Raw genomic sequence first — 26,127 nt, forward strand, 5'->3', positions numbered from 1 at the left:
CATGAACAGACGCTCAACGATTGCGCGGCCCCGCATGCTGCGCGCCTGCCTCGCGGCAGGACTGGCGCTGGCCACCGTTGCCGCCCATGCCAACGCTCCCCAAGCGCAGGCGAAACAGTCGGCCAAGGCCACCCCGAAAGCGCAAGCGCAGCAGCCTTCGACAGCACGGCAGGAAGCCGGCTGCAGCGGCGACGCGGCGCGCCCGGCGCGCATGTCGCTCCACATGGGGAAGTCGACCATGCTCAAGCTCCCTGAGCCGGTGCGCCACCGCAGCGTCGGCGATCCGGCCGTGGTGCAGGCCATGCTGGTCGCCCCGGACACGCTTTACATTGCCGGCGTCGACGTCGGCAGCACCAACATGATCGTGCAGGGCCGCAGCGGCTTGTGCAGCATCGTCGACATCGTGGTGGCGATGGACCCGGCCGGCCTGCAGTCCACCCTGGCGGCGGCCATGCCCGAGGAAAAGGACATCAAGGTGATGTCCGCCGCCGATTCGCTGGTGCTGACCGGCACCGTCAGCGATGCCGCGGCGGTGGCGCGCGCGGTGGAGCTGGCCAGCGCCTACGTGCGCCGCCCCCTGCGCCAGCTGCCGCCGGCCGCCAAGGATAACGACACCGACGGCGTGATCGCGGTGGCGGTGAACAGCGCCAACAACAACAGCGGCGCGTCCGCGGCCGCCGCGCGCGTGGTCAACCTGCTCAGCGTCAGCGCGCCGCAGCAGGTACAGCTCGAGGTCAAGGTGGCCGAGGTCTCGCGCAGCCTGATCGAGCGCCTGGAAACCGGCACCCGCTTTTCCTTCGGTTCCGGCAGCTGGACCACGACCCTGGCCACGGAATTCGTGACCGGGCTGGCGCGCGGCGGCCTGGCGGGCCGCAAGACCAACGGCAACCGCTTCGACGTCGAAGCCGACAAGCAGGACGGCCTGGTGCGCATCCTGGCCGAGCCCAATGTGCTGGCGATCAGCGGCCAGGAAGGCACCTTCCTCGCGGGCGGCAAGTTCTACATCCCGGTGGCGCAGGACAACAACAAGATCACCCTGGAAGAGAAGGAATTCGGCGTCGGCCTGCGCTTCACGCCGACCGTGCTGGGCGGAGGACGCATCAACCTCAAGGTGGCGCCGGAAGTCTCCGAGCTGTCGCGCGAAGGGATCGGCATCAGCGCGGTGGGCATCGCCGGCACCGCCATCATGCCCCTGGTGACCACGCGCCGCGCCAGCACCACGGTGCAGCTGCACGACGGCCAGAGCTTCGCCATCGGCGGCCTGGTGAAGAACAACCTGGTGACCAACCTGAAGGGCCTGCCCGTGCTGGGCGAAGTGCCGGTGCTGGGCGCGCTGTTCCGCAGCACCGACTACCAGCAGGACCGCACCGAGCTGGTGTTCGTGATCACGGCGCGGCTGGTCAAGCCGATGACGGGCGCCGGCTACACCCTGCCCACCGACAAGATCGGCACGCCGACGCGCGCCGAAGTGCTGCTCGGCGGCCGCCTGGAGGGCGACCCGCCGGCCGCCGGCACGGCGCTGCAGTCGGCGCCGCGCATTGCGCCGCCGGCATCGACCACCGCCGGCGGATTCGAACTCAAATAAGGGGAATGGCCATGGGAAGCAACACGATACGGAAGCTGCTGCTGGGGACGTGTTGCGCCGCCCTGCTGGGCTGTGCGCCGGCCACGCCGCGCTGGGACCGTGAATTCGGCAACGCGGTGCGCGCCAACCTGTCGGCGCAGGTGCTCGATCCCGCCGCCAGCGCCAGCACCGACCCGGTCGCCGGCATCGACGGCCACGCCGCCCGCGCCGCGCACGAGCGCTACCAGCGTTCGTATGCGCGGCCGGAAGCCGAGCCGGCGCGCTCGCTGGTCACCCAATAAGCGTGTGCCATGAGAGCGCTCCTGATCAGCCGCGACGGCCAGCTGTACTCGGAAATCGCCTCCCAGGGCGCGGCGCGGGTCCCGCCCCTGCACCTGGCGGGCACCCGCGCCAGCCTGCGCGACGCCCTCGACCGCGTCGAGTCGGACAATCTGCAGCTGCTCATCATCGACGCCAGCGACGGCGAGCCGCTCGAAGCCGGGCTGCTCGAACGCCTGGGCCGCCAGTACCCGTCGGCGCAGCTGATGCTGCTGACCGACCACCACCAGCCCGACCTGCTCATCACCGCCATGCGCGCCGGCGTGCGCGAGGTGCTGCAGCTGCCGCTGGTGCACCGCGCCTTCCATGAGGCGATGGACCGGATCGCGTCCGCCGCCGGCATGTCCCTCATGCGTGACGGGAAGGTGCTGGCCTTCATCGCCTGCAAGGGCGGCAGCGGCGCCACCTTCATCTCGACCAATTTCGGCTACGCGCTGGCGACCCTGGCTGCCAAGAAGGTGCTGCTGATCGACCTGCACGGCCAGTTCGGCGACGCCGCGCTGTATGTGTCGGACCAGAAGCCGACCATGACCCTGTCTGACGTCTGCGCCCAGATCGGCCGCATCGATGCGCCTTTCCTGGAGTCCTGCCTGGTGCACGTCACGCCCGGCTTCGGCATACTGGCTGCGGCCGACGACCCGGCCCACGCCAAGGACGCCAAGCCCGAGCACATCGACACCATCCTGCGCGTGGCGCGCCAGCACTACGACTACGTGCTGCTCGACGTCGGGCGCCAGATCGACGCGGTCTCGCTGCGCGCGCTCGACATCACCGACACCATTTATCCGGTACTGCAGCTGGCGCTGCCCGACATCCGCGACGCGCGCCGCCTGCTCGACATCTTCCGCTCGCTCGGCTACGTGCTCGACCACATCCGCCTGATCGTCAACCGCTACGAGAAGGGCGGCAAGCTGCGCCTGCACGACCTGCACGCGGCGCTCGGCTGCGAAGTGATGCATACCTTCCCGAACGACTACATCGCGGTCACCGATTCGGTGAACCAGGGCGTGCCGGTGCTCCAGCTGTCGCGCTCGAGCGCGGCCGCGCGCAGCCTGGCCGAGATGGTGGAGCTGGTGACGGCGCGCCGCGTCCAGGAAAGCAAGGGCCTGCTCGACCGCCTGTTCGGCGGAAGCGCCTAGTCCGCCATTTCACCCGATTACCGTTGACGATTGGAGCACCCATGTCCCTACGTGAACGCCTCGCCGCGGGCGGCCAGGAACGTCCGATGGCCAGCGGCCTGCCGGAAACCGGCAACCAGGCATTCCAGGAGCTCAAGAAGCTGATGCACCAGATGATCCTCGACCGGATCGACCTGGAACGCCTCAAGCGCCTGACGTCCGAACAGTTCAAGCACGAGCTGGCGCTGCTGGTCCAGCGCATCATCGAAGAAGAGCGCATCGTCCTCAACCAGCACGAGCGCCACCACCTGGTGCTCGACATCCAGCACGAGATGCTGGGCTTCGGGCCGCTCGAGCCGCTGCTGAACGACCCCACCATCTCGGACATCCTGGTCAACACAGCCAGCAAGGTGTACGTCGAGCGGCGCGGCAAGCTGGAGCTCACGGAGGTCAGCTTCCATGACAACGCCCACCTGATGAAGATCATCGAGAAGATCGTCTCGCGCGTGGGTCGCCGCGTGGACGAGTCGAGCCCGATGGTCGATGCGCGCCTGCCGGACGGCTCGCGCGTGAATGCGATCATCCCGCCGCTGGCGGTGGATGGACCGTTGCTGTCGATCCGGCGCTTCGGCGGCAGCCCGCTCACGGTGCAGAACCTGCTCGACTACAAGAGCCTGACCCCACCCATGATCCGCGTGCTCGAAGGCCTGGGCACGGCCAAGGTGAACATCCTGATCTCGGGCGGCACCGGCAGCGGCAAGACCACCCTGCTGAACCTGATCTCGGGTTTCATCCCGGCCAGCGAGCGGGTGGTGACGATCGAGGACGCGGCCGAGCTGCAACTGCGCCAGCCGCACGTGGTGCGCCTCGAGACCCGTCCGCCGAATATCGAGGGCAAGGGCGAGGTGACCCAGCGCGCCCTGGTGCGCAACGCGCTGCGCATGCGGCCCGACCGCATCATCCTGGGCGAGGTGCGCGGCGCCGAGGCGCTCGACATGCTGCAGGCGATGAACACCGGCCACGAAGGCTCGCTCGCCACCATCCACTCGAACACCCCGCGCGATGCCTTGTCGCGCCTGGAGAACATGGTCAGCATGGCCGGGGTGAACCTGACCGCGCGCGCGATCCGCCAGCAAATCGTGTCGGCGGTGACGGTGGTGGTGCAGGCCTCGCGCCTGACCGACGGCACGCGCAAGGTGGTCAGCATCCAGGAGATCACCGGGATGGAGGGCGACATCATCTCGATGCAGGAGATCTTCCGCTTCGAGCAGCGCGGCGTGGACCTTGAGGGGAAGGTACTGGGCCATTTCTCGGCCACCGGCGTGCGCCCGCGCTTCGCCGACCGCCTGCGGCTGTTCGGGGTGCCGGTGCCGGAAGACGGCTTCGATCCCGACCGGATGTTCGACTGAGCGGAGGCCGGCATGGATGCCTTGTTCTACGGTTTCGTGGTGCTCCTGTTCGCGGCGGTGTTCCTGGCGGTCGAAGGCGTCTACCTGTGGTGGATGGGCACCCATGGCGCGGCGGCGCGGCGCATCGCGCGCCGCCTGCAGCTGATGTCGGGCGGCGTGGGCCGCTCGGGCGAGCGCATCTCGATCCTCAAGCAGCGCCGCTACAGCAGCCACCAGGCCTTCGACCGCCTGCTGCACCACGCCGGCGTGGCGAAGCGGATCGACGTGCTGCTGGTGCAGGCGGGTTCGCCCTGGACCGTGGCGCAATTCGCCGCCTGGTCGCTCGGCTGCATGGCGTTCGGGCTGGTCCTGGCGTCCGGCTGGCCGATGCCGTGGCCGGCATGGACGCTGGTCGGCCTGGCCTGCCTGTGCCTGCCCTTGGGCCTGATGCGCCGCGCGCGCCAGCGGCGCCTGCTGCGCATCGAGCAGCAGCTGCCGGATGCGGCCGACTTCATCGCGCGCGCCCTGCGCGCCGGCCATTCCTTCAGCAACGTGCTGCAAATCGTCGGCAACGAGCTGCCCGAACCGCTCAGCAGCGAGTTCCGCATCGCGCGCGAAGAGATCAATTACGGCGTGCCGATGAGCGAAGCACTGCACGGTATGGCGGCGCGCATTCCGCTGACCGACCTGCGCTACCTGATCATCGCGGTGCTGATACAGCGCGAATCGGGCGGCAACCTGGCCGAGATCCTCGGCAATATCAGCGACATCATCCGCGCCCGCCTGAAGCTGGTCGCCCACGTACGCGTGCTCTCTGCCGAGGGCCGCATGTCGGCCTGGATCCTGGGACTGATGCCCTTCTGCGTGGGGGCCGCCATGGTGCTCGCGAATCCCGGCTACATCAGCCTGATGTGGACCGATCCGTCCGGCGTGCGGCTGCTGTGGTACGGCGCCGCCATGATCGTGTTCGGCGTGTTCTGGCTGCGCCAGGTCATCCGCATCCGCATCTGAGGTGCCTATGCAATCCACCCAACTCGCTTTCCTGGCCGTCGTCTTCCTCGTCGTCTGCGGACTCGGATGGCTCGGTGTGGTCCTGTTCGCACCGGTCGCCCTGCGCGAGCGCCTGCGCCGCTTCCTCGGGACCAAGCCGGCCGAAGCCGAGAACAGCCTGGATGGCGGCACCGGCTGGGCCGAGCGCGTGGCCAGCGTCGCCCGGCCGCTGACCAAGCTGTCGATTCCCGAAGAGGGCTGGGAAAAATCGACCTTGCGCACCCGTTTCATGAACGCCGGCTGGCGCAACCCTTCCGCGCCGACGCTGTACTTCGCATCCAAGACCGGGCTGGCGCTGCTGGTGCCGGCCCTGTGCGCGCCTTTCCTGATCCTGTATGGCGGGGAGCTGGGGTCGAACAAGGTGCTGGCCAGTCTGCTGCTGGGCGCGGCCCTCGGCTACTACTTCCCGAACGTGGTCCTGACCCGCATCGTCAACCGGCGCCGGCGCGAGATCCTCGAGACCATCCCCGACGCGCTGGACCTCCTGACCGTGTGCGTGGAGGCGGGCTTGAGCCTGGAACGCGCGATGGTCAAGGTGGCCGGCGAGATCCACATCAAGAGCCTGGTGCTGGCCCAGGAGCTGCAGCTGGTGCTGATGGAAATGCGGGCCGGCTTCAGCAAGGAAAAGGCGCTGCGCAACTTCGCCCTGCGCTCGGGCGTCGAAGATGTCGATACCTTGGTCGCGATGCTGGTCCAGTCGGAGCGCTTCGGCACCAGCATCGGCGCCTCGCTGCGCGTGTATTCCGACAACCTGCGCCACAAGCGGCGCCTGCGGGCGGAGGAATGCGCGGCCAAGATCGGCCTCAAGCTGCTGTTCCCCCTGATTTTCTGCATTTTCCCGACGCTGCTGATGGTGCTGCTCGGGCCGGCCGCGATCCAGATATCGCGCGCCCTGGGCGCGCTGCACGGCGCGCGCTGACCTCAACCGAGCCGATGGAGCCTGCGATGCGAACCGCTACCACCTTGACCACCCTGGCGCTGGCTTGCGCCGGCCTGCTGGCCTGTACGCCGCTGTCTATGCAGTCCGCCGACACCGCCGCCGCCGCGGGCGGCGACGATGCCTACCTGGCCGGGCGCAACCACCACCTGGCGAGGCGCTACCAGGAGGCGCGCGCCGCCTACCAGGCAGTGCTGCGGGCCGAGCCACGGCACATCAGCGCGCGCAACGGCCTGGCGACCCTGCATGCCGAGCAGCGCGAATTCGCGGCCGCCGTCGCCATCTGGCGCGAGCTGACCGCGCCGCTGACCCTGTCCTCGGGTCCCGGCAAGGCCTATTTGTTCGGCAACCTGGGCCATGCTTATTTCCTGAGCGGTGACTACGAGCATGCCCTGGTGGCGCTGGAAAAAGCGTGTTTGCTCGATCCGCTCAACCCGCGCGCCTGGCAGCTGATGGGTGAAACCCTGCGCAAGCTGGGCCAGGATGCGCGCGCCGAGCAGATGCTGCGGCAGGCCGCCACGCTGCGCCAACACGATTTGCGCGCCGACCTGGCGGCCATCGGCGGCAAGACCTCGGTGCCGGCGATCGGCCAGGCGGCGCAGACGCGGGAGACGGTGAAGGACCAGGACGACGGCTGGCTGGACACCGAGCTGCGCATGACCGCCGGCGGCATGTTCGAACTACGCCGCGGCAAGGCGCCGGCGCCTGCCGGCTTGCCCGCGCCCGTGGTTCCCTTGGCGCCGGCACCGACGGCGCCGGTGATCGAAGGCGCGATGGTGCGCCTGGAAATCCGGAACGGCAACGGCGTGCCCGGCATGGCGCGCGCGCTGGCGCGCCGGCTCGGCGAACCCGGCATGAAGGTCACGCGCCTGTCGAACGACAAGGGTTTCGACGTGCGCCGCACACGCATCGAGTACGCGGCGGCCCACCGCGCGGCCGCCGAACGCCTGGCCGCGCGGGTCGGCAGCGTGCAGTTGCAGGAGGTGCGCGATGCCGCGCCGGCCGACCTGCGCCTGGTGCTCGGACGCGACCTGGGGCGCCGCGGCGTCGCGCTGCGTCCGCCGAAGGCCCCGGCAGGCGTGACCGGCGCAGCCGGTGCGGCGACGGCGGCCAGTACGCCGCCTGCGGAGCGCGGCAAGACCAGCTGAAGGCTTCCCCGGCACGTTGGCGCCGGCTCGAACGCGGCCGTCGGCGTGCCGCAAGACGAGCAGCTTTCGCTACTTCCAGCTGCTTACTTCCAGCTACTTATTTCCAGCTGATCTTGCCGAGTCCATTGGCATTGCCGTTGCGCTTGGCCGGGTTGCCATAGACGGTGGCGGAGCCGAGGCCATTCAGGCTCACATCGGCCGCCTGCTTGGCATACACGGAGGCGCCACCCAGGCCGTTCAGGTCGAGGTCGACGGTGTCGGCCTGCAGGCCCTGGGCATCCAGGCTGCCGACGCCACTCAGTTTGGCCTGCAGCAGGCGGGTCTGGCCCTGGACCGACATGCGGCCGGCGCCGCGCAGGCTCAGGTCGACGCGTTCGGCGCGCACGCCGTTCAGGGTCATGGCGCCCACGCCGCCCAGGCGCGCATCGATCTGGCGGAAGCCGCCGTCGACGGTTACCGCGCCGGCGCCGTCCAGGGCCAGCTTGACGGCATCGCCCGAGAAGCCGCTGACGGTCGAGGCGCCGACGCCGTTGGACGCGAACTCGGCCAGATTCGGCACGGTGAGTTCGGCGCGCAGCTTGTGCTCCATGCGCTCGTTACGGTTGGTGAAGGATTCGGTGCCGATTTCGAGCGTGTCGCCGCGCTGCGCGGTCGTGATGCGTTGGACGTAGCGGCGGTCGCCCGAGACCACCAGCGAGGGCGTGGCGCCCTGGCGCAGGACCAGGTCGACCACGCCGCCCAGCTTGACCTTGGTGACCTTGGCGTCCACGGCGCGGGTCTCGCGCACGGCTTCGTCGGCGAGGACAGGGCCGGCGGCCAGGGCGAGCGAGCCGGCGACGAGGGCGGCGGTCAAGAGTTTTTGCATGGTGGGTCTCCGAAATGATTGTCGATGGAGACAGGATAGGGAAGGGGGCAGGATTTGCCTTCCGGATTGCGACGGACTGCGCATTCGACGGGATAGACCGCACAATTCCGCTCCTGCCGCACTCAGCTTCCCGGACCGGCCCTGCGGTACACCCGCACGTAATCCACCAGCATCTGTTGCGGCAGGACCGTCGTGCTGTCCGGATAACCCGGCCAGTAGCCGCCCACCGCAAGATTGAGCAGGATGAAGAAGGGATGCTCGAACACCCAGTCGCCCTTGACCAGGCCCGGCCGGGCCGTGTGGAAGTGCATGCCGTCGCGATACCAGCGGATCTCGCCCGGCTCCCATTCGACGGCGAACACGTGGAAGGCGTCCGCATACTTGCCGCTGGCCAGGGGAGAAGGCTTGCCGAAGGCCTTGTCGCCGGAATAGCCCGGCCCGTGCAGGGTGCCGTGCACGATGGCCGGCTCCTTGCCGATGTTTTCCATGATGTCGATCTCGCCGCTGCGCGGCCAGCCGGCCTGCTTGATGTCGGCGCCCAGCATCCAGAACGCCGGCCAGATGCCCTGGCCCTGCGGGACCTTGATGCGCGCTTCGAAGCGGCCATGCATGCGCTCATACAGACCCGCCGTCTTGATGCGGGCCGAGGTGTACTCGCGGTGCTCAAAGGCTTCCTTGCGCGCTTCGATGACCAGGTGGCCGCCGGATACGCGCAGGTTTTCCGGGCGCCCCGTATAGAACTGCAGCTCGTTGTTGCCCCAGCCATGCCCGCCGGTCTCCGCGACCCACTTGCCGCGGTCCAGGCTGTCGCCGTCGAACTCGTCGCTCCAGTCGAGCGTCCAGCCGGCGGCCGGCGCCGCTGCCGCTGCCGCTGCCGCTGCCGCCTTTGGCGCCTGCTCCTGCCTGACATGCTTCATGATGTTGAGGAAGGTATCGGTCCAGTATTCCTGCCGGTGCTGCGCCAGGAAGCGCACCAGCTCCTCGTGCGCCTGCGCCGACACGCTCAGGTAGTCGCCGCCGATGCCGTGGAAGGTGAAGGCGACCATGGTGCCGCGCGCGGCGGCCTGCTTGACCAGCGCGATCATCTCCTGGCCGCTGGCGTTCACCGGCCCGACCACCGCCACCGCGTAGGGATCGAGCCGCGCCATGGACTGCACCACGTCCGCGCCTCCGCCCGCCTTGATCGCCACGAAGGCTTCGCGCAAGGCAGGCAGATAAGGCCGTCCCGCGGCCAGCATGTCGCCGCAGGGCGCGGTATAGGTGCGTTCGCGCCGTCCGTCGATCGCTTCCAGCATGGTATTGCCGAGCAAGACCTGGTCGCGCATCTGTTCCGGCGTGGTGGTGTCGAGGTTGCGGTGGGCCTCGACCCAGGCGCGATCCGTCCCCGTGCCCGAACACTGGTGGAACAGGCTGTGGTTGCCCAGTTCGTGTCCGCTCCGCGCGGCCGCGCGCCATGCGTCCATCCGCCTGGCGACCGCCGGATTGGACAGCTGCAGGTAGAAGGTGCCCTTGATGCCGTGGCGGTCGAGGGCGGGAATGGCATGGTCGAGCTGGGAATCGAGGGCATCGTCGTAGGCCAGGCTGACCGCGGCGCGCGCCCCGTTCGGCCAGCGGAAGCCCTGGTCCGGCGCGCTGGCGGCTGCCGGCGCCGCCAGCAGGAAAGCGGCGAATAACGGGCCAAGGAGCGACCCGAACGGCGCCGCCGCCAGCAGCGGCCGCAGACGGAAGGCAGGAACGAAAGAATGGCGCATCAGGCACTTCTCCCCGGCGAATTTGGAAACGTTACCAAAACGACAAGCCGACTATAGCACTGCGGAAAAATCGATGTCAACCATTCCTTCCAAAGCCATCGTCCCGGTAGCGCCGCCGTCCTGCGCCTCTAGCGCGGGGGGAGTGTTGCAAAACTGCCGCATATCGACCCATATCTGTATGGAATATTCCGTTGACAATTTTTTTTTCCAACCCTAATATTCAGACAACTACATGGAAACGTTTCCATGTAGTTGAAGCGAGTCGCAGAGAAGCTTTGATTCCGTAACCACGGCACCGACACATGCTGAGGGATGACAGATGAAACAGCGCAGCGCGCACCCCGAGATCCGCAAGCGCACGACGAGGACACCGGCCCCGGCCGGTTGTCCTCGTCGCGCCGCTTCGCAGGCCTGCAGCGGCGCTGCGCACCAGGCAGGGAAGCAGACAGCGGCCCTGGCACTGCCGGTCCGGCCGGCGCCAGGGCCTGCTTCGGGCGGGAAAGTATGCGGGTGCAAGGATAGGAGGGCCGGCCGGCGCAGCTCCAGGGCGTTCGGAGCGCCGGCCGGTAGTGGAGACAGGGTAGGCACCGTGGATGGGTGACGGTCATATTTTAAAAAGAACAGGAGAACACATGTATTACCCCAAGGCTAAACAGACACTGATGAGTCTGGCAGTGGCAAGCGCATGCGCGGCATTCATGCCGGCCTATGCCCAGGAACAGGCAAGCCCGGCGGCGCAGGAAACCACCGCTCCGGCCACCCCGACCAGCGCGGCCTCCCAGCCCACCGACGGCGCCAGCGCGCCCGGACTGTCCCCGAGCGGCGCCACCCAGACCGTGGTCGTGACCGGCCTGCGCGCCAGCCTCGAGTCTTCCCTCAACCTCAAGCGCAATGCCCAGGGCTTCGTCGACGGCATCGTGGCCGAAGACATCGGTAAGTTCCCCGATACCAACCTGGCCGAATCGCTGCAGCGTATTTCCGGCGTGTCGATCGACCGCACCATTGGCGAAGGCTCGAAGGTGACCGTGCGCGGCGTCGGCCCCGACTTCAACCTGGTGCTGCTGAACGGCCGCCAGATGCCGACTTCGGGCCTGAGCGACCGCAACGGCCGCGCCTTCGACTTCGCCAACCTGGCGTCCGAGGCGGTGTCCCAGATCCAGGTGTACAAGTCGGCGCGCGCCGAGACCCCGACCGGCGGCATCGGCGCCACCATCAACATCATCACCCCGCGTCCGCTGTCGCGTCCCGGCATGCAGGCCAGTGTCGGCGTCAAGGGCGTGTACGACAAGTCGGCCCAGAACCTGCCGGACGACGTCAAGCGCGGCGACAAGGTCACCCCGGAGATATCGGGCATCTACAGCAACACCTCGGCGGACGGCCGTTTCGGCGTGGCGCTGACCGCCAGCTACCAGGAACGCAACCTGGGCTTCAACCAGGCCGCCGTCTCGAACGGCTGGAAGGGTCCGTTCCGCGGCGACGAGAACAACTGGGGCACCATCCCGCAGCCGGGCACCCCGGGTTCCGAGAACATCACCAATCGTCCGGACCCGACCGACGTCTACCAGGTGCCGCAGAACCTGAACTACAACATGAACGGCGTGCAGCGCCAGCGCACCAACGGCCAGGTCGTGTTCCAGTTCGCCCCGACCAAGGCGCTGACCACCACCCTCGACTACACCTACTCGGAAAACAAGGTCCAGACCCGCCGCAACGACGTCTCGGCCTGGTTCAACTTCGGCGCGTCGCGCAGCAGCTGGACCGACGGCCCGGTGGCCAGCCCGCTGGTCTACACCGAACTGATCCCCGGCGCCAACAGCGATATCGCGATGGGCGGCGCCGCCTTCGCCACCAAGAACGAGAACAAGTCGCTCGGCTTCAACACGGCCTGGAAGGTCAACAACGACGTCCGTCTCGAGTTCGACGCCCACCATTCGAGCGCCGAATCGACCCCGGACAGCCCCTGGGGCTCGAGCGCCACCCTGGGCACCGCCAGCTTCAGCCGCGGCGACACCACCGCCGATTTCAGCAAGGACTTCCCGGTCCTGAGCATCGCCGGCGCCGACTTCGCGCGGGCGCCGCAGCAGGTGACCGGCTCGGTGTTCGAGAACGGCTACATGAAGACCGAGATCGACCAGGCGCAAGTCCACGGCAGCTGGAAGATGCTGGAAGCCTCCGAGCTCAAGTTCGGCCTGGCCGCGTCCAAGGTCGACTACCGCTCGGCCTTCTCGGTGCAGCAGCGCGACACCTGGACCGGCGCCACCAGCCCGGCCGACTACCCGGCCAGCATGTTCCACCAGGAGACGCTGCGCAAATACTTCGACAACATCGACGGCAGCGACAATCCGGCCCTGTTCAACCAGTTCTACACCTTCGACTTCGAGCAGCTGCGCGCGCTGGCGGCTCAGGTCACCGGCCTGCCGGATCTGTACCGCCCGAAGACCACCTACGACACCGATCGCCGCACCGAGGAAAAGTCGAAGAGCCTCTACCTGCAGTTCAACACCGACTGGGATACCGCGCTGCCGATCCACACCTCGATCGGCCTGCGCTACGAGAAGACCGACGTGAGCTCGAGCGCGATGGTGCCGACCGCCACCGCGATCAGCTGGGTGTCGCAGAACGAGTTCCCGGTCCAGTTCGGCGAGCGCGGCTTCACCACGCTCAAGGGCAAGTACAAGCACCTGCTGCCCAGCTTCGACGCCGACATCGACCTGCGTCCGGACATGAAGGCCCGTTTCAGCTACGGCGAAACCATCGGCCGTCCGCGCTACGACCAGATCGCCGGCGGCCAGGTGCTCGACACCCTGGCCCGCGTCGAAGGCGGCACCGGCAGCCAGGGCAATCCTTCGCTGAAGCCGGTCAAGGCCAAGAACATCGACCTTGCCTTCGAGTGGTACTACGCGAAGTCGAGCTTCTTCTCGGTCAACCACTTCCGCAAGCACCTGGACAATTATGCCGGCCAGTCGCAGATCATCGCCCAGCCCTTCGGCGTGCGCACCCCGGTCGGCGGCGCCTACTGGAATGCGGCGCTCCAGAACGGCTGCGGCAACGGCGATACCACCTGCATCCGCAACTACATCCTGCGTAACTACGCAGGCCAGCCGGGCGTGGTGCGCGGCGCGGACGACGGTGCGGGCAACCCGACCGGCACCATCACCGCCACCGCCACCGATCCGGTCGCGAACTTCCGCATCACCTCGTTCTCGAACCAGAAGAGGGACCGGGTGCGCGGCCTGGAGTTCAACCTGCTCCACATGTTCGGCAACAGCGGATTCGGTGTGCAGTCCAACTACACCTACGTGCATTCCGGCCTGAAATACAACAATGCGAGCATCGGCGAGCAGTTCGCGCTGGTCGGCCTGGGCGATTCGGCCAATCTGGTCGGTATCTACGAGAACGACAAGTGGAATGTGCGCGCGGCCTACAACTGGCGCGACGAGTTCCTCTCGTCGACCTTCGACGGCTCGGGTCCGAACCCGAACTATGTCGAGGCCTACGGCCAGTTCGACCTGAGCATCGGCTACAACGTCACCAAGAACCTGAGCATCCAGTTCGAAGGCATCAACCTGACGGACGAGATCAAGCGCATCCACGGCCGCACCAAGCAGACCTTGCTGTTCGTCGAACAGTCCGGCCCGCGCTACATGCTGGCCGCGCGCTACAAGTTCTGATGTAGCGGTGCGAGGGCCGCGGGCATTCCCGCCGCGGCCCGTTCGGGGTAGACTGCCCCATCTGTTTTTCAGGAAGCACCATGGTGACGAACACCATCAGGCAGATCGTGATCGTCGGCGGCGGCTCGGCCGGCTGGCTGACGGCCGCCGTTCTGGCGTCGCGCTACCGGGGGCTCGAACAGGGCGGCCTGCGCATCACCCTGATCGAATCGCCCGACGTCGCGCCGATCGGCGTGGGCGAGGGCACCTGGCCCACCATGCGCGATACCCTGCGCGAGGCCGGCGTATCCGAAACCGCCTTCTTCCGCTCCTGCGACGCCGCCTTCAAGCAAGGCTCGCGCTTCAACCGCTGGGTCACCGGCGGCGCGGACGACTATTACTTCCACCCCTTCGTGCTGCCCCAGGGCTACGGCGAGGCCGACATCGCGCGCCACTGGCAACAGCACCACGGCGGCGTGCCCTTTGCCGACATGGTGAGCTACCAGCCGCACCTGTGCGTGGCCGGCCGCGGGCCCAAGCAGCTCTCCACACCTGAATTCGCGGCGGTGGCCAACTACGGCTACCACCTCGACGCCGGCAAGTTCGGCGTCTTCCTGCGCGCGCACTGCCTGGAAAAGCTGGGTGTGCACTATGTGCCCGACCACGTCACCGGCATCCGTTCGCACGATAACGGCGACATCGCCGCCCTGCACACCAAGGCCCACGGCGACCTGGAAGGGGACCTGTTCGTCGATTGCACCGGCATGCAGTCCATGCTGCTCGGGAAGCACTACGGCATTCCCTTCCTGCCCCAGCGCGGCGTCCTGTTCAACGACAGCGCGCTGGCGGTCCAAGTCCCCTATGCGCACGAGACCGACCCGATCGCCTCCCAGACCACCTCCACCGCGCAAGAAGCAGGCTGGATCTGGGACATCGGCCTTCCCACGCGGCGCGGGGTCGGCCACGTGTACTCGAGCGCCCACATCTCGGACGACCAGGCCGAGCGCCAGCTGCGCGCCTACCTGAAGCAAAGCGGAGCGGGCGAGGACATCCCGGCGCCGCGCAAATTGAGCTTCGAGCCCGGCTACCGCGCCAAGTTCTGGCACCGCAACTGTGTCGCCATCGGCCTGTCGAGCGGCTTCATCGAGCCGCTGGAAGCCTCGGCCCTGGCGATGGTGGAGCTGTCGGCCGCCATGCTGGCCGACGAGATGCCGGTCACGCGCGGGCAGATGGGAGCCGCCGCGGCCCGCTTCAACGAGACCTTCGCTTACCGCTGGGAGCGGGTGATCGACTTCCTCAAGCTGCACTATGTGCTGAGCCGGCGCGAGGATTCCGCCGGTTCCGGCTACTGGCGCGACAACCGGCGTCCCGAGACCATCCCCGAACGCCTGCAAAATCTGCTTCTGCTCTGGCGTCATCGCCCTCCCTCGCGCTACGATATCAACCGCATCCAGGAAGTCTTCCCGGCGGCGAGCTATCAGTATGTCTTGTACGGGATGGGCTTCCGCCACGAGCCGGGACCGGCGCTGCGTCATGACGACGGCGCGCTGGCCGATGGCTTCCTGCGCGACGCGGCGAACCTGACTCGCCGGATGCTGCCGGCGCTGCCGGACAACCGCGCGCTCATCGACCACATTTGCCGTCATGGGCTGCAACAACGATAACCGAGAACGAAAGAGACACATGCCCAACATCGCCCTCCTGAACAATGTGGACCACAAGGACCTGCGCATCATCACCGCCAACCGTCCCGGCCTGGGCGACGAAGTCGCCTGGGTGACCACCTTTGCCCAGGAATTCCGCCTGCTGCAGTCGGACTACCCGATCATCTTCCGCCGCGCCGAAGGCGCCGTGCCTTTCGAAGCGGTCGCGCTGATGGGCTTTACCGAGAACGAAAACCTGTTCCTGGGCCCGGAAGGCTGGGACGCGCCGGCGATTCCGCTGATGATCGCGCGCCAGCCCTTCCTGATCGGCCGCAAGGGCGACGAACTCATGATCCAGGTCGACCTGGACAACCCGCGCGTCACCCGCGGCGACGGCGAGGGCGAACCGGTGTTCCTGCCGCACGGCGGCAATTCGGAATACCTGCAGCGCGTGAATGCCATGCTGTCGGTCATCCACCAGGGCATGGAGGCCGAAGCCGGTTTCCTGTGGGCGCTCATGAAGCACGAGCTGCTGGAGACCTTCGCGCTCGACATCACCCTCGACGACGGTTCCCAAAGCCGCATGTCGGGCTTCTACACCATCCACGAGGAACGCCTGGCGGCCCTGAGCCCCGCCGCCCTGCACGAGCTGCACCAGGCCGGCCACCTGGCGCCGATCTACTACGCGCTGGCGTCGCTGTCCAACTTCCGTGGCCTCATCGACCGCAAGAACCGCCGCATGAAAGCCGATGCTGCCCGCCGCTAAGCCCATCCGCGAACTCACGGGCCTGCGTCCACGCGACCTGGGCCCCGAGATCCTGGCATCCACCGCGCCGCTGCTATTGCGCGGCCTGGTGGCCGACTGGCCCATGGTGGCGGCCGCCAGGCAGTCGCAGGACGCGGCCGACGCCTACCTGCGCCGTTTTTATCGCGACGCCACGGTCGGCGCCATGCTCGGCGCGCCCGAGATCGAGGGCCGCTACTTCTACAACGAAGACCTGAGCGGCTTCAATTTCTACCCGGTGCGGGTGCGCCTGGACTCCGTGCTGGACGAGCTGGAAAAGCACCGCGCCACCGAATCGCCGCCCTCGATCTACGTGGGCTCCACCACGATCGACACCGCCTTGCCGGGTTTTCGCACCGAGAACGACGTCGACCTGGGCGAGCGCAATCCGCTGGCCAGCATCTGGATCGGCAACCGCACCCGCATCGCCGCCCACTACGACCTGCCGGACAACCTGGCCTGCGTGGCCGCCGGCCACCGCCGCTTCACCCTGTTCCCGCCGAACCAGCTCGAAAACCTGTACATCGGCCCGCTCGACTTCACGCCGGCCGGGCAGGCCATCAGCCTGGTCGACTTCGCCCGGCCCGACTACGCGCGCTTCCCGCGCTTCGCCCAGGCGCTCGAGCACGCCCAGGTCGCCGAGATGGAACCGGGCGACGCCCTGTTCATCCCCAGCATGTGGTGGCACCACGTCGAGGCGCTGGACCGCTTCAACGTGCTGGTGAATTACTGGTGGCGCCAGTCGCCCGACTACATGGACACGCCAACCAACGCCCTGATGCACGCCCTGATGACGGTGCGCGACCTGCCGCCGGAACAGCGCAAGGCCTGGCAGGAGCTGTTCCGCCACTACGTGTTCGAAGCCGGCGAGGGCACCGCGGCCCATATTCCGGAAGCCGCCCGCCGCATCCTGGCGCCGCTGGACGACGCCGCGACGCGCGGAATCCGTACCCAATTATTAAAGCGGATGAACCGCTGACAGGAGACCGACCGTGGAACAGAGCAAGCAAACGACCCGTCCCGTGCGGCGCGTGGTCATCGCCGGCGGCGGCACCGCCGGCTGGATGGCCGCCGCCTGCCTCTCGAAGGTGCTGGGCAAGCGCCTCGACATCAAGCTGATCGAGTCCGACGAGATCGGCACGGTGGGCGTGGGCGAAGCGACCATCCCGACCCTGGTGCACTTCCACAAGCTGCTCGAGATCAGCGAGCAGGAATTCATGGCCGCGACCCAGGCCACCTTCAAGCTGGGCATCAGCTTCGAGAACTGGCGCAACGTCAAGGAAGACTACATCCACTCCTTCGGGCTGACCGGCACCGACCACTGGACCGCCGGCTTCCAGCACTTCTGGCACAAGGGCCGCGAGCGCGGCCTGGCGGGCGAGTATGGCGACTACTGCCTGGAGCTGCGCGCCTCCCAGCAGAACCGCTTCGCCCACCTGCCGCATGACGGCATGAACTACGCCTACCACCTGGACGCCAGCGCCTATGCCCGCTTCCTGCGCAGCTTCAGCGAGCGCTATGGCGTGCAGCGCATCGAAGGCAAGATCGTCGACGTCACCACCAGCGCCCTCACTGGCCACATCCGTTCGCTCACCCTCGATTCGGGCCTGGATGTCGAGGGCGACCTGTTCATCGACTGCACGGGTTTCCGGGCGCTGCTGATCGGCCAGGCGATGAAGGTGGAGTACGAGGACTGGTCGCACTGGCTGTTCAACGACAGCGCAGCGGCGTTGCAGACCACGTCGGCGGGCGACGCCGTGCCTTATACGCGCGCGATCGCGCACGGCTTCGGCTGGCAATGGCGCATCCCCCTGCAGAGCCGCGTCGGCAACGGCATCGTGTTCTCCAGCCGCTATGTCGAGCAGGAGCAGGCGATCCAGGCGCTGCTGGACAATGTCGAGGGCGAGCCCCTGATGAAGCCGCGCGTGCTCAGGTTCCAGCCCGGCCAGCGCAAGCAGGTCTGGAAGGGCAACTGCGTGGCGCTCGGCCTGGCGAGCGGCTTCCTCGAGCCGATCGAATCGACCAGCATCCACCTGATCCAGCGCGGCATCATCCGCCTGATGCAGATGTTCCCGAGCGAGGGCATCGCCCAGGCCGACGTCGACGAATACAACAAGCAGGCCTGGACCGAGATCGAGCACATCCGCGATTTCATCATCCTGCACTACCACGTCAACAACCGCACCGATTCGCCCTACTGGAAGGACGCGCGCAACATGGAGGTGCCGGCCGGCCTGCGCCACCGCATCGCGCTGTTCCGCCAGTCCGGGCGCGTGTTCCGCATCTCGAACGAGCTGTTCGCCGAGAATTCCTGGATCCAGGTGCTGCTGGGGCAGGGCGTGACCCCGCTCCAGCACCACCAGGCGGCCGACCTGATGGGCGACGAGGAGCTGGCCCACTTCCTTGGCGGGATCAAGAGCGCGATCGACAAGACGGTGAGCGGGCTGCCGACCCACCAGCAGTACATCGAACGCTACTGCGCCGCGCCAAAATAAAAGAAAATGCCCGCAACAGCGGGCATTTTTCTATCCGTAGGGTTGGCGGCTCCGCCGCCGACCCTACGTTCACTCCGCCGTTATTTTCTGGCGATGCAGGTTCGCATACTTCACCCCGAAGTACATGATGAACAGGTAGCACACCGCCGGCACCAGGAAGGACGGCTGCAGGCCGATGGTATCGGCGAACATGCCCTGGACAAAAGGCACCACCGCGCCGCCCACGATCGCCATGCACAGGATGCCCGAACCCTGGCCGGTGTACTTGCCCAGGCCGTGCAGCGCCGTGCTGAAGATGGTCGGGAACATGATCGAGTTGCACAGGCCCACCGCCAGGATCGCCCACATCGCCACCTTGCCTTCGCCGAAGGTCGCCAGCAGCACCAGCAGGATCGCGCCCAGCGCGTTCACGGCCAGGGTCTTGCCCGGGCTGACGTAGCGCATCACGGCGAAGCCGATGAAGCGGCCGACCAGGGCGCCGCCCCAGTACAGGCTGACGTACTGGGCGCCGTCGGCGTGGCTCAGGCCCGCGATGTGGCTCTCGCCCAGGAAGTTGATCAGGAAGCTGCCGATGCTGACTTCCGCGCCCACGTAGAGGAAGATCGCCAGGGCGCCCAGCACCAGGTGGCGGTAGGCCAGGGCGCCGCCCTTGCCGTCCACCGCGACCGTGCTGTCGTCATGGTTGATCTTCGGCAGCTTGGCCACCGCGAACAGCACCGCCAGCAGCGCCAGCGCCGCCGCCAGGCCCAGGTAGGGGCCTTGCACGGCCGCCGCTTCGGTCGCCTTGTACGCGGCCTGGTCGGCGGCGGACATGGCCGCCAGCTGGTCGGCGCCGAGGGTGGCGGCCGACAGGATCAGGATGCCGCCCAGGGCCGGCGCCACGGTGGTGCCGAGCGAATTAAAAGCCTGGGTCAGGGTCAGGCGGCTGGACGCGGTGCGCGCCGGTCCGAGCACGGTGACATAGGGGTTGGCCGCCACCTGCAGGATGGTGATGCCGCTCGCCAGCACGAAGAAGGCGAACAGGAACAGGCCGTAGCCTCCTTGCGAGGCCGGGTAGAACAGGGCGCAGCCGGCGGCCGCGATCATCAGGCCGGTGACGGCGCCGTTCTGGTAGCCGATGCGGCGGATCAGGGCGCCGGCCGGCAGCGAGACGATGAAGTAGGCGCCGAAGAAGCACAGCTGCACCAGCATCGCCTGCAGGTAGGTGAGGGTGTAGATCGATTTCAGGTGCGGAATCAGGACGTCGTTCAGCGAGGTGAGCAGGCCCCACATGAAGAACAGGATGGTGACCACCACCAGCGCGCCGGTGTGCGGGTTGTGCTCTCCGTCGGCCGCCGCCGAAAGGGTGGGGTTGGGTACGGTGTTCTGCATGGTGTCTCCGTGGTTATGGCAGGCTGGCGACGTGGTCGGCCAGCATGGCCGACACGCCGCGCAGCGCGGGATACTGCTCGGTGATCAGGTAGGTCGGGATGCGCGCCAGGTAGGAGCCCAGGCGTCCCTTGTCTTCGAAGCGCGCGCGGAAGGCCGATTGGGTAAACAGGCCGCCGAGGCGCGGCACGATGCCGCCGCCGATGTACATGCCGCCGGTGGCGCCCAGGGTCAGGGCGACGTTTCCGGCAACGCTGCCAAGTATCGCACAGAAGGTCTCGACCGTCCCCGCGCAGTCGCCCGAGCGGCCGTCCAGCGCGGCGCCGGTGATCTCCGGCGCGGCAATGCGCTTGCCGGTGCGCGCCCAGTGGATCAGCTCCAGGCCCATGCCCGACAGCAGGCGCTCGGCCGACACGTGGCCGTACTCGCCCCATAGCGCTTCCAGGATCGCCACCTCTTCGCGGTTGGCGGGAGAAAAACTGACATGGCCGCCTTCGCCGGCCAGCGCGACCCAATGCTTCCCGGCCGGGATGACGCCGGATACGCCCAGGCCGGTGCCGGGTCCGATCAGGCCGATCGGGCGGTTCGCCAGCTCGACGCCGCCACCGATGCGCTGCCGCTGGTCCGGCGCCAGGTGCGGCAGCGACATCGCCAGCGCGGCGAAGTCGTTCACCACCAGCAGGGTCGTCAGGTCCTGGGCGCGGCGCAGGGTCTCGATCGAGAAGCTCCAGTGGTGGTTGGTCATCCTGACCTCGTCGCCCTCGACCGGATTGGCGATGGCGAGCGCCGCATGGCGCACCGTGTCCACCGCCAGGCCGCGCCCGCGCGCATTCGCCAGGTAGGCGCGCATCGCGTCGTCCAGGCTCGGGTAGCCCGCGCAGGCCAGCACTTCGACATCAAGCAGGCCGGCATCGGATTCCAGCGCGAAGCGGGCGTTGGTGCCGCCGATGTCGGCCAGCAGGCGCAGTGCGCTCATCGCAGCTCCTCGCAGCGCACGGCGTCCGCTTCGGCAGCCGCGCCGCCGGCGATCTCGATGTTGGTGAAGGCCGCCGCGAAGGCTGCGTCGCTGGTGATGCTGAAGGGCGTGTCGACCTTGGCCAGGTCGAGGCCGGGGAAGCAGGCCAGCGGAATCTTGACGCTCTGCTTGCCCTTGCCGGCCAGGCGCTTGAACAGGGCGGTCGCGTCGATCGTGGCACCCTGCATCGCCATCGCCACCTTGCCGGCGGGCGCCGCCTGGACGATGGTGTCGAAACGCAGCGCCGCCTTGTCGCTGGCGGCCGCCGGCAGCGCCATCGGACGCGCGCCGCGCGCCTCGAAGGTGGCCGGGCCGGTCCAGCTCACCAGCTTGGCGTCCTGCTGGGTGTTTACCTGCGAGGTGGTGACCACGATGCCCGGCAGCGCGAAGCTGGCGTTCAGGTCGGCGCCCAGCACGGTGCTCTGCTGGCCAGCGCGGATCGTCAGCGGGAAGCTGGCGCGGTCGGCTTGGCTGAAAATAGGATAGGTATTGCTCACGCCACAGCCGCCTGCCGGGATGGACTCGTCCAGCTTGCCGAGGCGCGAACGGCTGGCCTTGTTCAAGCCGTAGCCGTAGGCGAACAGCGGCGCATAGTCCTTGTCGCCCACGTTCAGGCGGGTCTGGCAGGCCGACTTCGGCCACGAAAAGGGCAGCTTGCCGCGGAAATCGTAGGCCTTGGCGCCCGCCACCAGAAGGTCGGACACGCCCTTGCCCTCGGAGCCCGGCAGCCAGGCCGCGATGAAGGTGTCGGACAGATTCAGCAGGTCGTTGGTGTACAGCGGGCGGCCGGACACCATCACCGTGATCACCGGCCTGCCCTTGCCCGCGACCTTGCGCAGCACAGCCAGGTCTTCCGGATAGCGGCTGCTGTGGCGCAGGGTGCCGGACAGGCCGATGTCGCCGTCGCCTTCCGCATACGGGCGCTCGCCGATGACGGCGATCACGGCGTCGAAGCTGGACACATCGACATTTCTGGCATCCAGGCTGTAGCTGACGTTGGCGGCGCCGGCCGCTGCGCGGATGCCGGCCAGGATGGTGTCGGCATGCTTGAAGTCGGCATTGGTATTCGCCGTGCCCTGCCAGGTGAGCGACCAGCCGCCGGACTGGTTCGACAAGTCGTCCGCGCTCTTGCCCACCACGAGGAGCTTCTTGCCGCGCGCCAGCGGCAGCGCCGGGCCTTCGTTCTTGAGCAGCACCAGCGACTCGCGCACCGCCTGGCGCGCCAGGGCGCGCGCCTGCATCGCCTCGTCCTTGCCGGCGTGGGCGTTCTGGGCCGGGCTCTTGTCGAACAGGCCGGCGCGCAGCTTGACGCGCAGGATCCGGGTGACGGCGTCGTCGATGCGCGCCATCGGGATCTCGCCGCTTTCCACCTGCTTGATGGTGTTGGCGATGAAGGCTTTCCACTCGTCCGGCACCATGATCATGTCGATGCCCGCGTTGATCGCCTGCGGGCAGCTGTCGTTGCGGCAGCCGGCCACCTCGCCGATGCCGTTCCAGTCGCTGACCACGAAGCCGTCGAAGCCCATCTTGTTCTTCAGGATGTCGTTCAGCGCCACCTTGCTGCCATGGAGCTTGCCATGCTCGACGCCGGTAGCGGTGTCAGTCCAGCTGTTGAACGAGGCCATCACGGTCTGGGCGCCCGCGCCCAGGGCGGTAAGGTAGCCCTGGCCGTGGATGCCCAGCAGCTCGGCTTCGCTGACCTTGGTGACGCCACGGTCCTTGCCGTTCTCGGTGCCGCCGTCGCCGATGAAGTGCTTGGCGGTGGCCACCGTGTTGGCGTCGCTCTTGAACGCGCCCTGCATGCCCTTCACGTATTCGCCGGCATAGCGTTTCACCACGGCCGGGTCTTCCGCATAGCTTTCATACGTGCGCCCCCAGCGGTCGTCACGCACCACGGCCAGGGTCGGGCCGAACACCCAGGCGATACCGGTGGCGCGCACCGCCTTGGCGGTGGCGGCGCCGATCTCGCGTACCAGCTTGGGGTTGCGCGCCGCGCCCAGGCCGATATTGTGCGGGAACAGGGTGGCGCCCGGCACGTTGTTGTGGCCGTGGACCGCATCCGTGCCCCAGATGACCGGCACCTTGACCGCCATGTCCGTCTTCATCGAGGCCTCGTGGTAGGCCTGGGCCAGCGCCAGCCACTCCTTCGCCGTCGCATGCTTGTTATTGTTCGGCCAGCTGCCGCCGCCGTTCAGCACCGAGCCCAGGTAGTAGCGCGTCACGTCGGCCGGCGTCGCGGCCTTGATCTCGGGCTGGGTCATCTGGCCGATCTTCTGGGCCAGGGTCATCTTGCCGACGATCTCGGCGACCCGCTTCTCGAGCGCGGCGTCGTGCTGGATGGCGCTGCCGGTTTTCGGCCAGGCGGCCGTGGGGGCGGCGGCCTGGATGGTGTGCGCGGGAAGGGCGACGGCAAGGGCCAGCACAAGGGAACGAAGCTTGGGTGTCATGGGCGGTCTCGGGGAGAAGTGGGTTATTCCTGGCGCAGGAAGGAGCGGTACCACTTGCCGCTGCTCTTCAGCCGGCGCTGCTGGGTGTCATAGTCGATGTGGGTCAGGCCGAAGCGGCGCAGGTAGCCTTCCGCCCATTCGAAGTTGTCGAGCAGGCTCCAGGCGAAATAGCCCTTCACCGGTACGCCGTCGGCGATGGCCGACTTCAGGGTGGACAAGTGGCGCATCAGGTAGTGGCGGCGCCCGGTATCCTCGATCTCGCCGTTCGCATCCACGCTGTCTTCGTAGCAGGAGCCGTTCTCGGTGATGTAGATCGGGCCCGGGTGGTAGTCCTGCTCGATACGCACCAGCAGCTCGGCCAGGCCTTGCGGCGAGACTTCCCAGCCCATCGCGGTGGTCTCGACCTCGCCCGGCGGCAGCACTTTGGCGTCCAGCGGCGCGTGACCCGGGGCGTTGGCGATGGTCTCGGGGAAGTAGTAGTTCACGCCCAGGAAGTCGGTGTCGACCGCGATCGCGTCCATGTCGCCCGGCAGGACCGTCGGCGCGGCTTCGCCGATGTAGTCCAGGACGGCCTGCGGATAGCCGCGGCCGTGCAGCGGGTCGAGGAACCAGCGGTAGCGCAGGCCGTCGTGGCGCTCCATCGCGGCCACGTCCTCGGCTTGATTGCTGGCGGCGCGCAGCGGGTGCAGGCTGAGCGCGATGCCGACTTGCGCATCCGGCACGTTGGCGCGGATTAGCGGCACCGCCTTGCCGTGCGAGAGCAGCACGTGGTGCGCGACCTGGAGCGCGGTCTTGAAGTCGGTATTGCCCGGCGCATGCCAGCCTTCGAAGTTGCCGATGATGGCCGTGCACCAGGGTTCGTTGTGGGTAATCCAGTGCTTGACCCGGTCGCCCAGGCGGCGCGTCATCGCATCTGTGAATTCCAGGAAGGCGTCCACCGTCTCGCGATTGGCCCAGCCGCCGCGGTCTTGTAAATATTGCGGCAGGTCCCAGTGGTAGAGCGTGGCCCAGGGCTGCAGGCCGCGTTCCAGCATGCCGTCCACCAGGCGAGAATAAAAATCCAATCCTTTGACGTTCGGCTTGCTTTTGAATTCGCCGAAGATGCGCGGCCAGGCGATCGAGAAGCGGTAGGCGTTCAGGCCCATGTCGCGGCCGATGTCGAAGTCCTCCGGCCAGCGGTGGTAGTGGTCGCAGGCGACCGAGCCGTTGGAGCCGTCGCGCACCTTGCCGGGCGTGGCGGCGAAGCGGTCCCAGATCGATTCGACCCGGCCGTCGACCGCGCCGGCGCCCTCGATCTGGTAGGACGATGTGGCGCAGCCCCACAGGAAGTCGGAGGCGAAGTCGCTGCGCGCTGGTGCGACGGGCTCGGGGCGGTTGGCAGTGGTCATGGTCTCACGTCAAATAAAAGCGTTATTCGGACATTCTAATGGAAAGCTTTCCAATCCGGCGACAAAAAAATGGCCGGCAAGCGGCCGCAGGGTCGCAACCCTGTGTCCGCTCATGATTTCTTCTTCCGCGTCGTCGGCGCCTTGGCCAGCGAGGCGCGCAGCGTGACGCTCACCGGGAAGGTGCGCGACACTGGGCGCTGCAGGTCGTAGCAGCGGTTGAGCAGCATGTTCAGGCCATTCAGGGTCATCTCGCGCCAGGGCATGTGGACGGACGTCAGGCGCGGCGCCGAGAAGGCCGCGCTCTCGGTGTCGTCGTAGCCGATCACGGACAGGTCGCGCGGCACGCTGATGCCGGCTTCCTGGAAGTAGGACAGGGCGCCGACCGCCATCTCGTCGTTGGCGCAGAACAGGGCGCTGCACGGGGTGCCCGATTCGATCAGTTCCTTGGCCGCGGCCCAGCCGCCGGCGGGCGAGAAGTCGCTCTCGGCCACCCAGATCTTGCTGGTATCGATGCCTTCGCTCGCCAGTTCGCCCATGAAGCCGTCGATACGGGCCACGTTGTCGGCCAGCGCCGCCGGGCCGGCGATGATGGCGATGTCGCGGTGCTTGTAGTCGAGCAGGGTGCGCGCGGCCAGGCGTCCGCCCATCGCGTGGTCGACCGTGAAGCACTGTTCCGGAACCTTGCTGAATTCGTGGTTCAGGGCCACCAGCTGGTGCTGCTTGACGCCGAGGGCGGCGATGTCCTCGTCGAGCAGGGCGCTGGTCATCATGATCAGGCCGTCGCAGCCGCGCTCGATCAGGAACTCGATGCCGTCCACCGCCTGGCGGCGCGCATCGCCCAGGCCCACGCCGAAGGCCACCACCATGTGCAGGCCGGCGGCGCGCAGCTCGGTATCGATGATCTGCAGGATGGGCGTGTAGAAGGTGCCGCTCAGGGCCGGGATGTAGACGCCGATCATGCGGCTGGTGCCGGACAGCAGGGCGCGCGCGGCGTGCGAAGGGCGGAAGCCCAGCTCGTCGATCGCCTTGCGCACGCGTTCCAGCGTGGCCGGGGACACCGAGCCCTTGCCGCTGACCACGCGCGAGGCGGTGCCGAGGCCCACACCCGCAAGACGCGCTACATCCTTGATAGTCGCCACTGACCGTTTCCTGTTGAGTTATTCAAACAACACCGAAG

19 protein-coding genes are annotated in these 26,127 nt (G+C 67.7%); 12 read left to right on the forward strand and 7 right to left on the reverse strand.

The window, feature by feature from the left end; translation table 11 throughout:
* The first annotated feature begins 1 nt into the window (after position 1).
* The 7 genes from V7778_RS00905 to V7778_RS00935 are packed head-to-tail and all read left to right on the forward strand — an operon-like array spanning position 2 to position 7,544.
* Positions 2-1,585, forward strand: coding sequence for a type II and III secretion system protein family protein (locus tag V7778_RS00905; protein WP_335551479.1), 1,584 nt, complete (start codon positions 2-4; stop codon positions 1,583-1,585).
* Between the two features lie 11 nt (positions 1,586-1,596).
* Complete coding sequence (locus V7778_RS00910; protein ID WP_335551480.1) at positions 1,597-1,866, forward strand: hypothetical protein; 270 nt, start codon at positions 1,597-1,599, stop codon at positions 1,864-1,866.
* 9 nt (positions 1,867-1,875) lie between these two features.
* Entirely contained in the window at positions 1,876-3,042 is a 1,167-nt protein-coding gene (locus tag V7778_RS00915; protein WP_335551481.1) for an AAA family ATPase, read from the forward strand.
* A gap of 41 nt (positions 3,043-3,083) precedes the next feature.
* Entirely contained in the window at positions 3,084-4,430 is a 1,347-nt protein-coding gene (locus tag V7778_RS00920; protein WP_335551482.1) for a CpaF family protein, read from the forward strand.
* 12 nt (positions 4,431-4,442) lie between these two features.
* Positions 4,443-5,420, forward strand: coding sequence for a type II secretion system F family protein (locus tag V7778_RS00925; RefSeq protein WP_335551483.1), 978 nt, complete (start codon positions 4,443-4,445; stop codon positions 5,418-5,420).
* 7 nt (positions 5,421-5,427) lie between these two features.
* Positions 5,428-6,378, forward strand: a complete 951-nt coding sequence (locus V7778_RS00930; RefSeq protein WP_335551484.1) for a type II secretion system F family protein — start codon at positions 5,428-5,430, stop codon at positions 6,376-6,378.
* A 26-nt stretch (positions 6,379-6,404) separates the two neighbouring features.
* On the forward strand, positions 6,405-7,544 hold the full coding sequence (locus V7778_RS00935) for a tetratricopeptide repeat protein (protein ID WP_335551485.1): 1,140 nt from the start codon (positions 6,405-6,407) through the stop codon (positions 7,542-7,544).
* Between the two features lie 97 nt (positions 7,545-7,641).
* On the opposite strand, the gene V7778_RS00940 is transcribed toward V7778_RS00935, so the two are convergent.
* Together V7778_RS00940 and V7778_RS00945 are read right to left on the reverse strand one after the other, a co-directional pair.
* Complete coding sequence (locus tag V7778_RS00940; protein ID WP_335551486.1) at positions 7,642-8,409, reverse strand: head GIN domain-containing protein; 768 nt, start codon at positions 8,407-8,409, stop codon at positions 7,642-7,644.
* Between the two features lie 122 nt (positions 8,410-8,531).
* Entirely contained in the window at positions 8,532-10,160 is a 1,629-nt protein-coding gene (locus V7778_RS00945; RefSeq protein ID WP_335551487.1) for a family 16 glycosylhydrolase, read from the reverse strand.
* Positions 10,161-10,822: 662 nt separating this feature from the next.
* On the opposite strand from V7778_RS00945, the gene V7778_RS00950 reads away from it, so the two are divergent.
* The 5 genes from V7778_RS00950 (at position 10,823) to V7778_RS00970 (ending at position 18,732) form a co-directional block, all read left to right on the forward strand.
* Positions 10,823-13,831, forward strand: a complete 3,009-nt coding sequence (locus tag V7778_RS00950; RefSeq protein ID WP_335551488.1) for a TonB-dependent receptor — start codon at positions 10,823-10,825, stop codon at positions 13,829-13,831.
* A gap of 80 nt (positions 13,832-13,911) precedes the next feature.
* Entirely contained in the window at positions 13,912-15,474 is a 1,563-nt protein-coding gene (locus V7778_RS00955; protein ID WP_335551489.1) for a tryptophan halogenase family protein, read from the forward strand.
* A gap of 19 nt (positions 15,475-15,493) precedes the next feature.
* Entirely contained in the window at positions 15,494-16,219 is a 726-nt protein-coding gene (locus tag V7778_RS00960) for a SapC family protein (RefSeq protein WP_335551490.1), read from the forward strand.
* Entirely contained in the window at positions 16,203-17,216 is a 1,014-nt protein-coding gene (locus tag V7778_RS00965) for a cupin-like domain-containing protein (protein WP_335551491.1), read from the forward strand. Before V7778_RS00960 ends, V7778_RS00965 begins: the two co-directional genes overlap by 17 nt.
* Before the next feature lie 13 nt (positions 17,217-17,229).
* Complete coding sequence (locus V7778_RS00970) at positions 17,230-18,732, forward strand: tryptophan halogenase family protein (protein ID WP_335551492.1); 1,503 nt, start codon at positions 17,230-17,232, stop codon at positions 18,730-18,732.
* 69 nt (positions 18,733-18,801) lie between these two features.
* Here the strand turns inward: V7778_RS00970 and V7778_RS00975 are convergent, their stop codons facing one another.
* The 5 genes from V7778_RS00975 to V7778_RS00995 form a co-directional block, all read right to left on the reverse strand.
* Complete coding sequence (locus tag V7778_RS00975) at positions 18,802-20,103, reverse strand: sugar MFS transporter (protein WP_335551493.1); 1,302 nt, start codon at positions 20,101-20,103, stop codon at positions 18,802-18,804.
* 13 nt (positions 20,104-20,116) lie between these two features.
* Positions 20,117-21,076: a glucokinase gene (locus V7778_RS00980; protein ID WP_335551494.1), complete on the reverse strand. Its 960-nt coding sequence runs from the start codon at positions 21,074-21,076 to the stop codon at positions 20,117-20,119.
* Positions 21,073-23,562 carry a glycoside hydrolase family 3 protein gene (locus V7778_RS00985; RefSeq protein ID WP_335551495.1) on the reverse strand — a complete coding sequence of 830 codons (2,490 nt, stop codon included), beginning with the start codon at positions 23,560-23,562 and terminating at the stop codon, positions 21,073-21,075. The genes V7778_RS00980 and V7778_RS00985 overlap by 4 nt, the downstream gene beginning before the upstream one ends.
* A gap of 23 nt (positions 23,563-23,585) precedes the next feature.
* Positions 23,586-24,950, reverse strand: coding sequence for a GH1 family beta-glucosidase (locus tag V7778_RS00990; RefSeq protein ID WP_335551496.1), 1,365 nt, complete (start codon positions 24,948-24,950; stop codon positions 23,586-23,588).
* A 110-nt stretch (positions 24,951-25,060) separates the two neighbouring features.
* Positions 25,061-26,089: a LacI family DNA-binding transcriptional regulator gene (locus V7778_RS00995; RefSeq protein ID WP_335551497.1), complete on the reverse strand. Its 1,029-nt coding sequence runs from the start codon at positions 26,087-26,089 to the stop codon at positions 25,061-25,063.
* Between the last annotated feature and the right edge of the window lie 38 nt (positions 26,090-26,127).

This window comes from Massilia sp. DD77, from assembly GCF_036961685.1.
In the GTDB taxonomy this organism is placed as follows: Bacteria; Pseudomonadota; Gammaproteobacteria; order Burkholderiales; family Burkholderiaceae_D; genus Telluria.

Coding starts and splice junctions, on each gene's coding strand:
- V7778_RS00905 (WP_335551479.1), top strand. CDS start 2: ATGAACAGACGCTCAACGATTGCGCGGCCCCGCATGCTGCGCGCCTGC.
- V7778_RS00910 (WP_335551480.1), top strand. CDS start 1,597: ATGGGAAGCAACACGATACGGAAGCTGCTGCTGGGGACGTGTTGCGCC.
- V7778_RS00915 (WP_335551481.1), top strand. CDS start 1,876: ATGAGAGCGCTCCTGATCAGCCGCGACGGCCAGCTGTACTCGGAAATC.
- V7778_RS00920 (WP_335551482.1), top strand. CDS start 3,084: ATGTCCCTACGTGAACGCCTCGCCGCGGGCGGCCAGGAACGTCCGATG.
- V7778_RS00925 (WP_335551483.1), top strand. CDS start 4,443: ATGGATGCCTTGTTCTACGGTTTCGTGGTGCTCCTGTTCGCGGCGGTG.
- V7778_RS00930 (WP_335551484.1), top strand. CDS start 5,428: ATGCAATCCACCCAACTCGCTTTCCTGGCCGTCGTCTTCCTCGTCGTC.
- V7778_RS00935 (WP_335551485.1), top strand. CDS start 6,405: ATGCGAACCGCTACCACCTTGACCACCCTGGCGCTGGCTTGCGCCGGC.
- V7778_RS00940 (WP_335551486.1), bottom strand. CDS start 8,409: ATGCAAAAACTCTTGACCGCCGCCCTCGTCGCCGGCTCGCTCGCCCTG.
- V7778_RS00945 (WP_335551487.1), bottom strand. CDS start 10,160: ATGCGCCATTCTTTCGTTCCTGCCTTCCGTCTGCGGCCGCTGCTGGCG.
- V7778_RS00950 (WP_335551488.1), top strand. CDS start 10,823: ATGAGTCTGGCAGTGGCAAGCGCATGCGCGGCATTCATGCCGGCCTAT.
- V7778_RS00955 (WP_335551489.1), top strand. CDS start 13,912: ATGGTGACGAACACCATCAGGCAGATCGTGATCGTCGGCGGCGGCTCG.
- V7778_RS00960 (WP_335551490.1), top strand. CDS start 15,494: ATGCCCAACATCGCCCTCCTGAACAATGTGGACCACAAGGACCTGCGC.
- V7778_RS00965 (WP_335551491.1), top strand. CDS start 16,203: ATGCTGCCCGCCGCTAAGCCCATCCGCGAACTCACGGGCCTGCGTCCA.
- V7778_RS00975 (WP_335551493.1), bottom strand. CDS start 20,103: ATGCAGAACACCGTACCCAACCCCACCCTTTCGGCGGCGGCCGACGGA.
- V7778_RS00980 (WP_335551494.1), bottom strand. CDS start 21,076: ATGAGCGCACTGCGCCTGCTGGCCGACATCGGCGGCACCAACGCCCGC.
- V7778_RS00985 (WP_335551495.1), bottom strand. CDS start 23,562: ATGACACCCAAGCTTCGTTCCCTTGTGCTGGCCCTTGCCGTCGCCCTT.
- V7778_RS00990 (WP_335551496.1), bottom strand. CDS start 24,950: ATGACCACTGCCAACCGCCCCGAGCCCGTCGCACCAGCGCGCAGCGAC.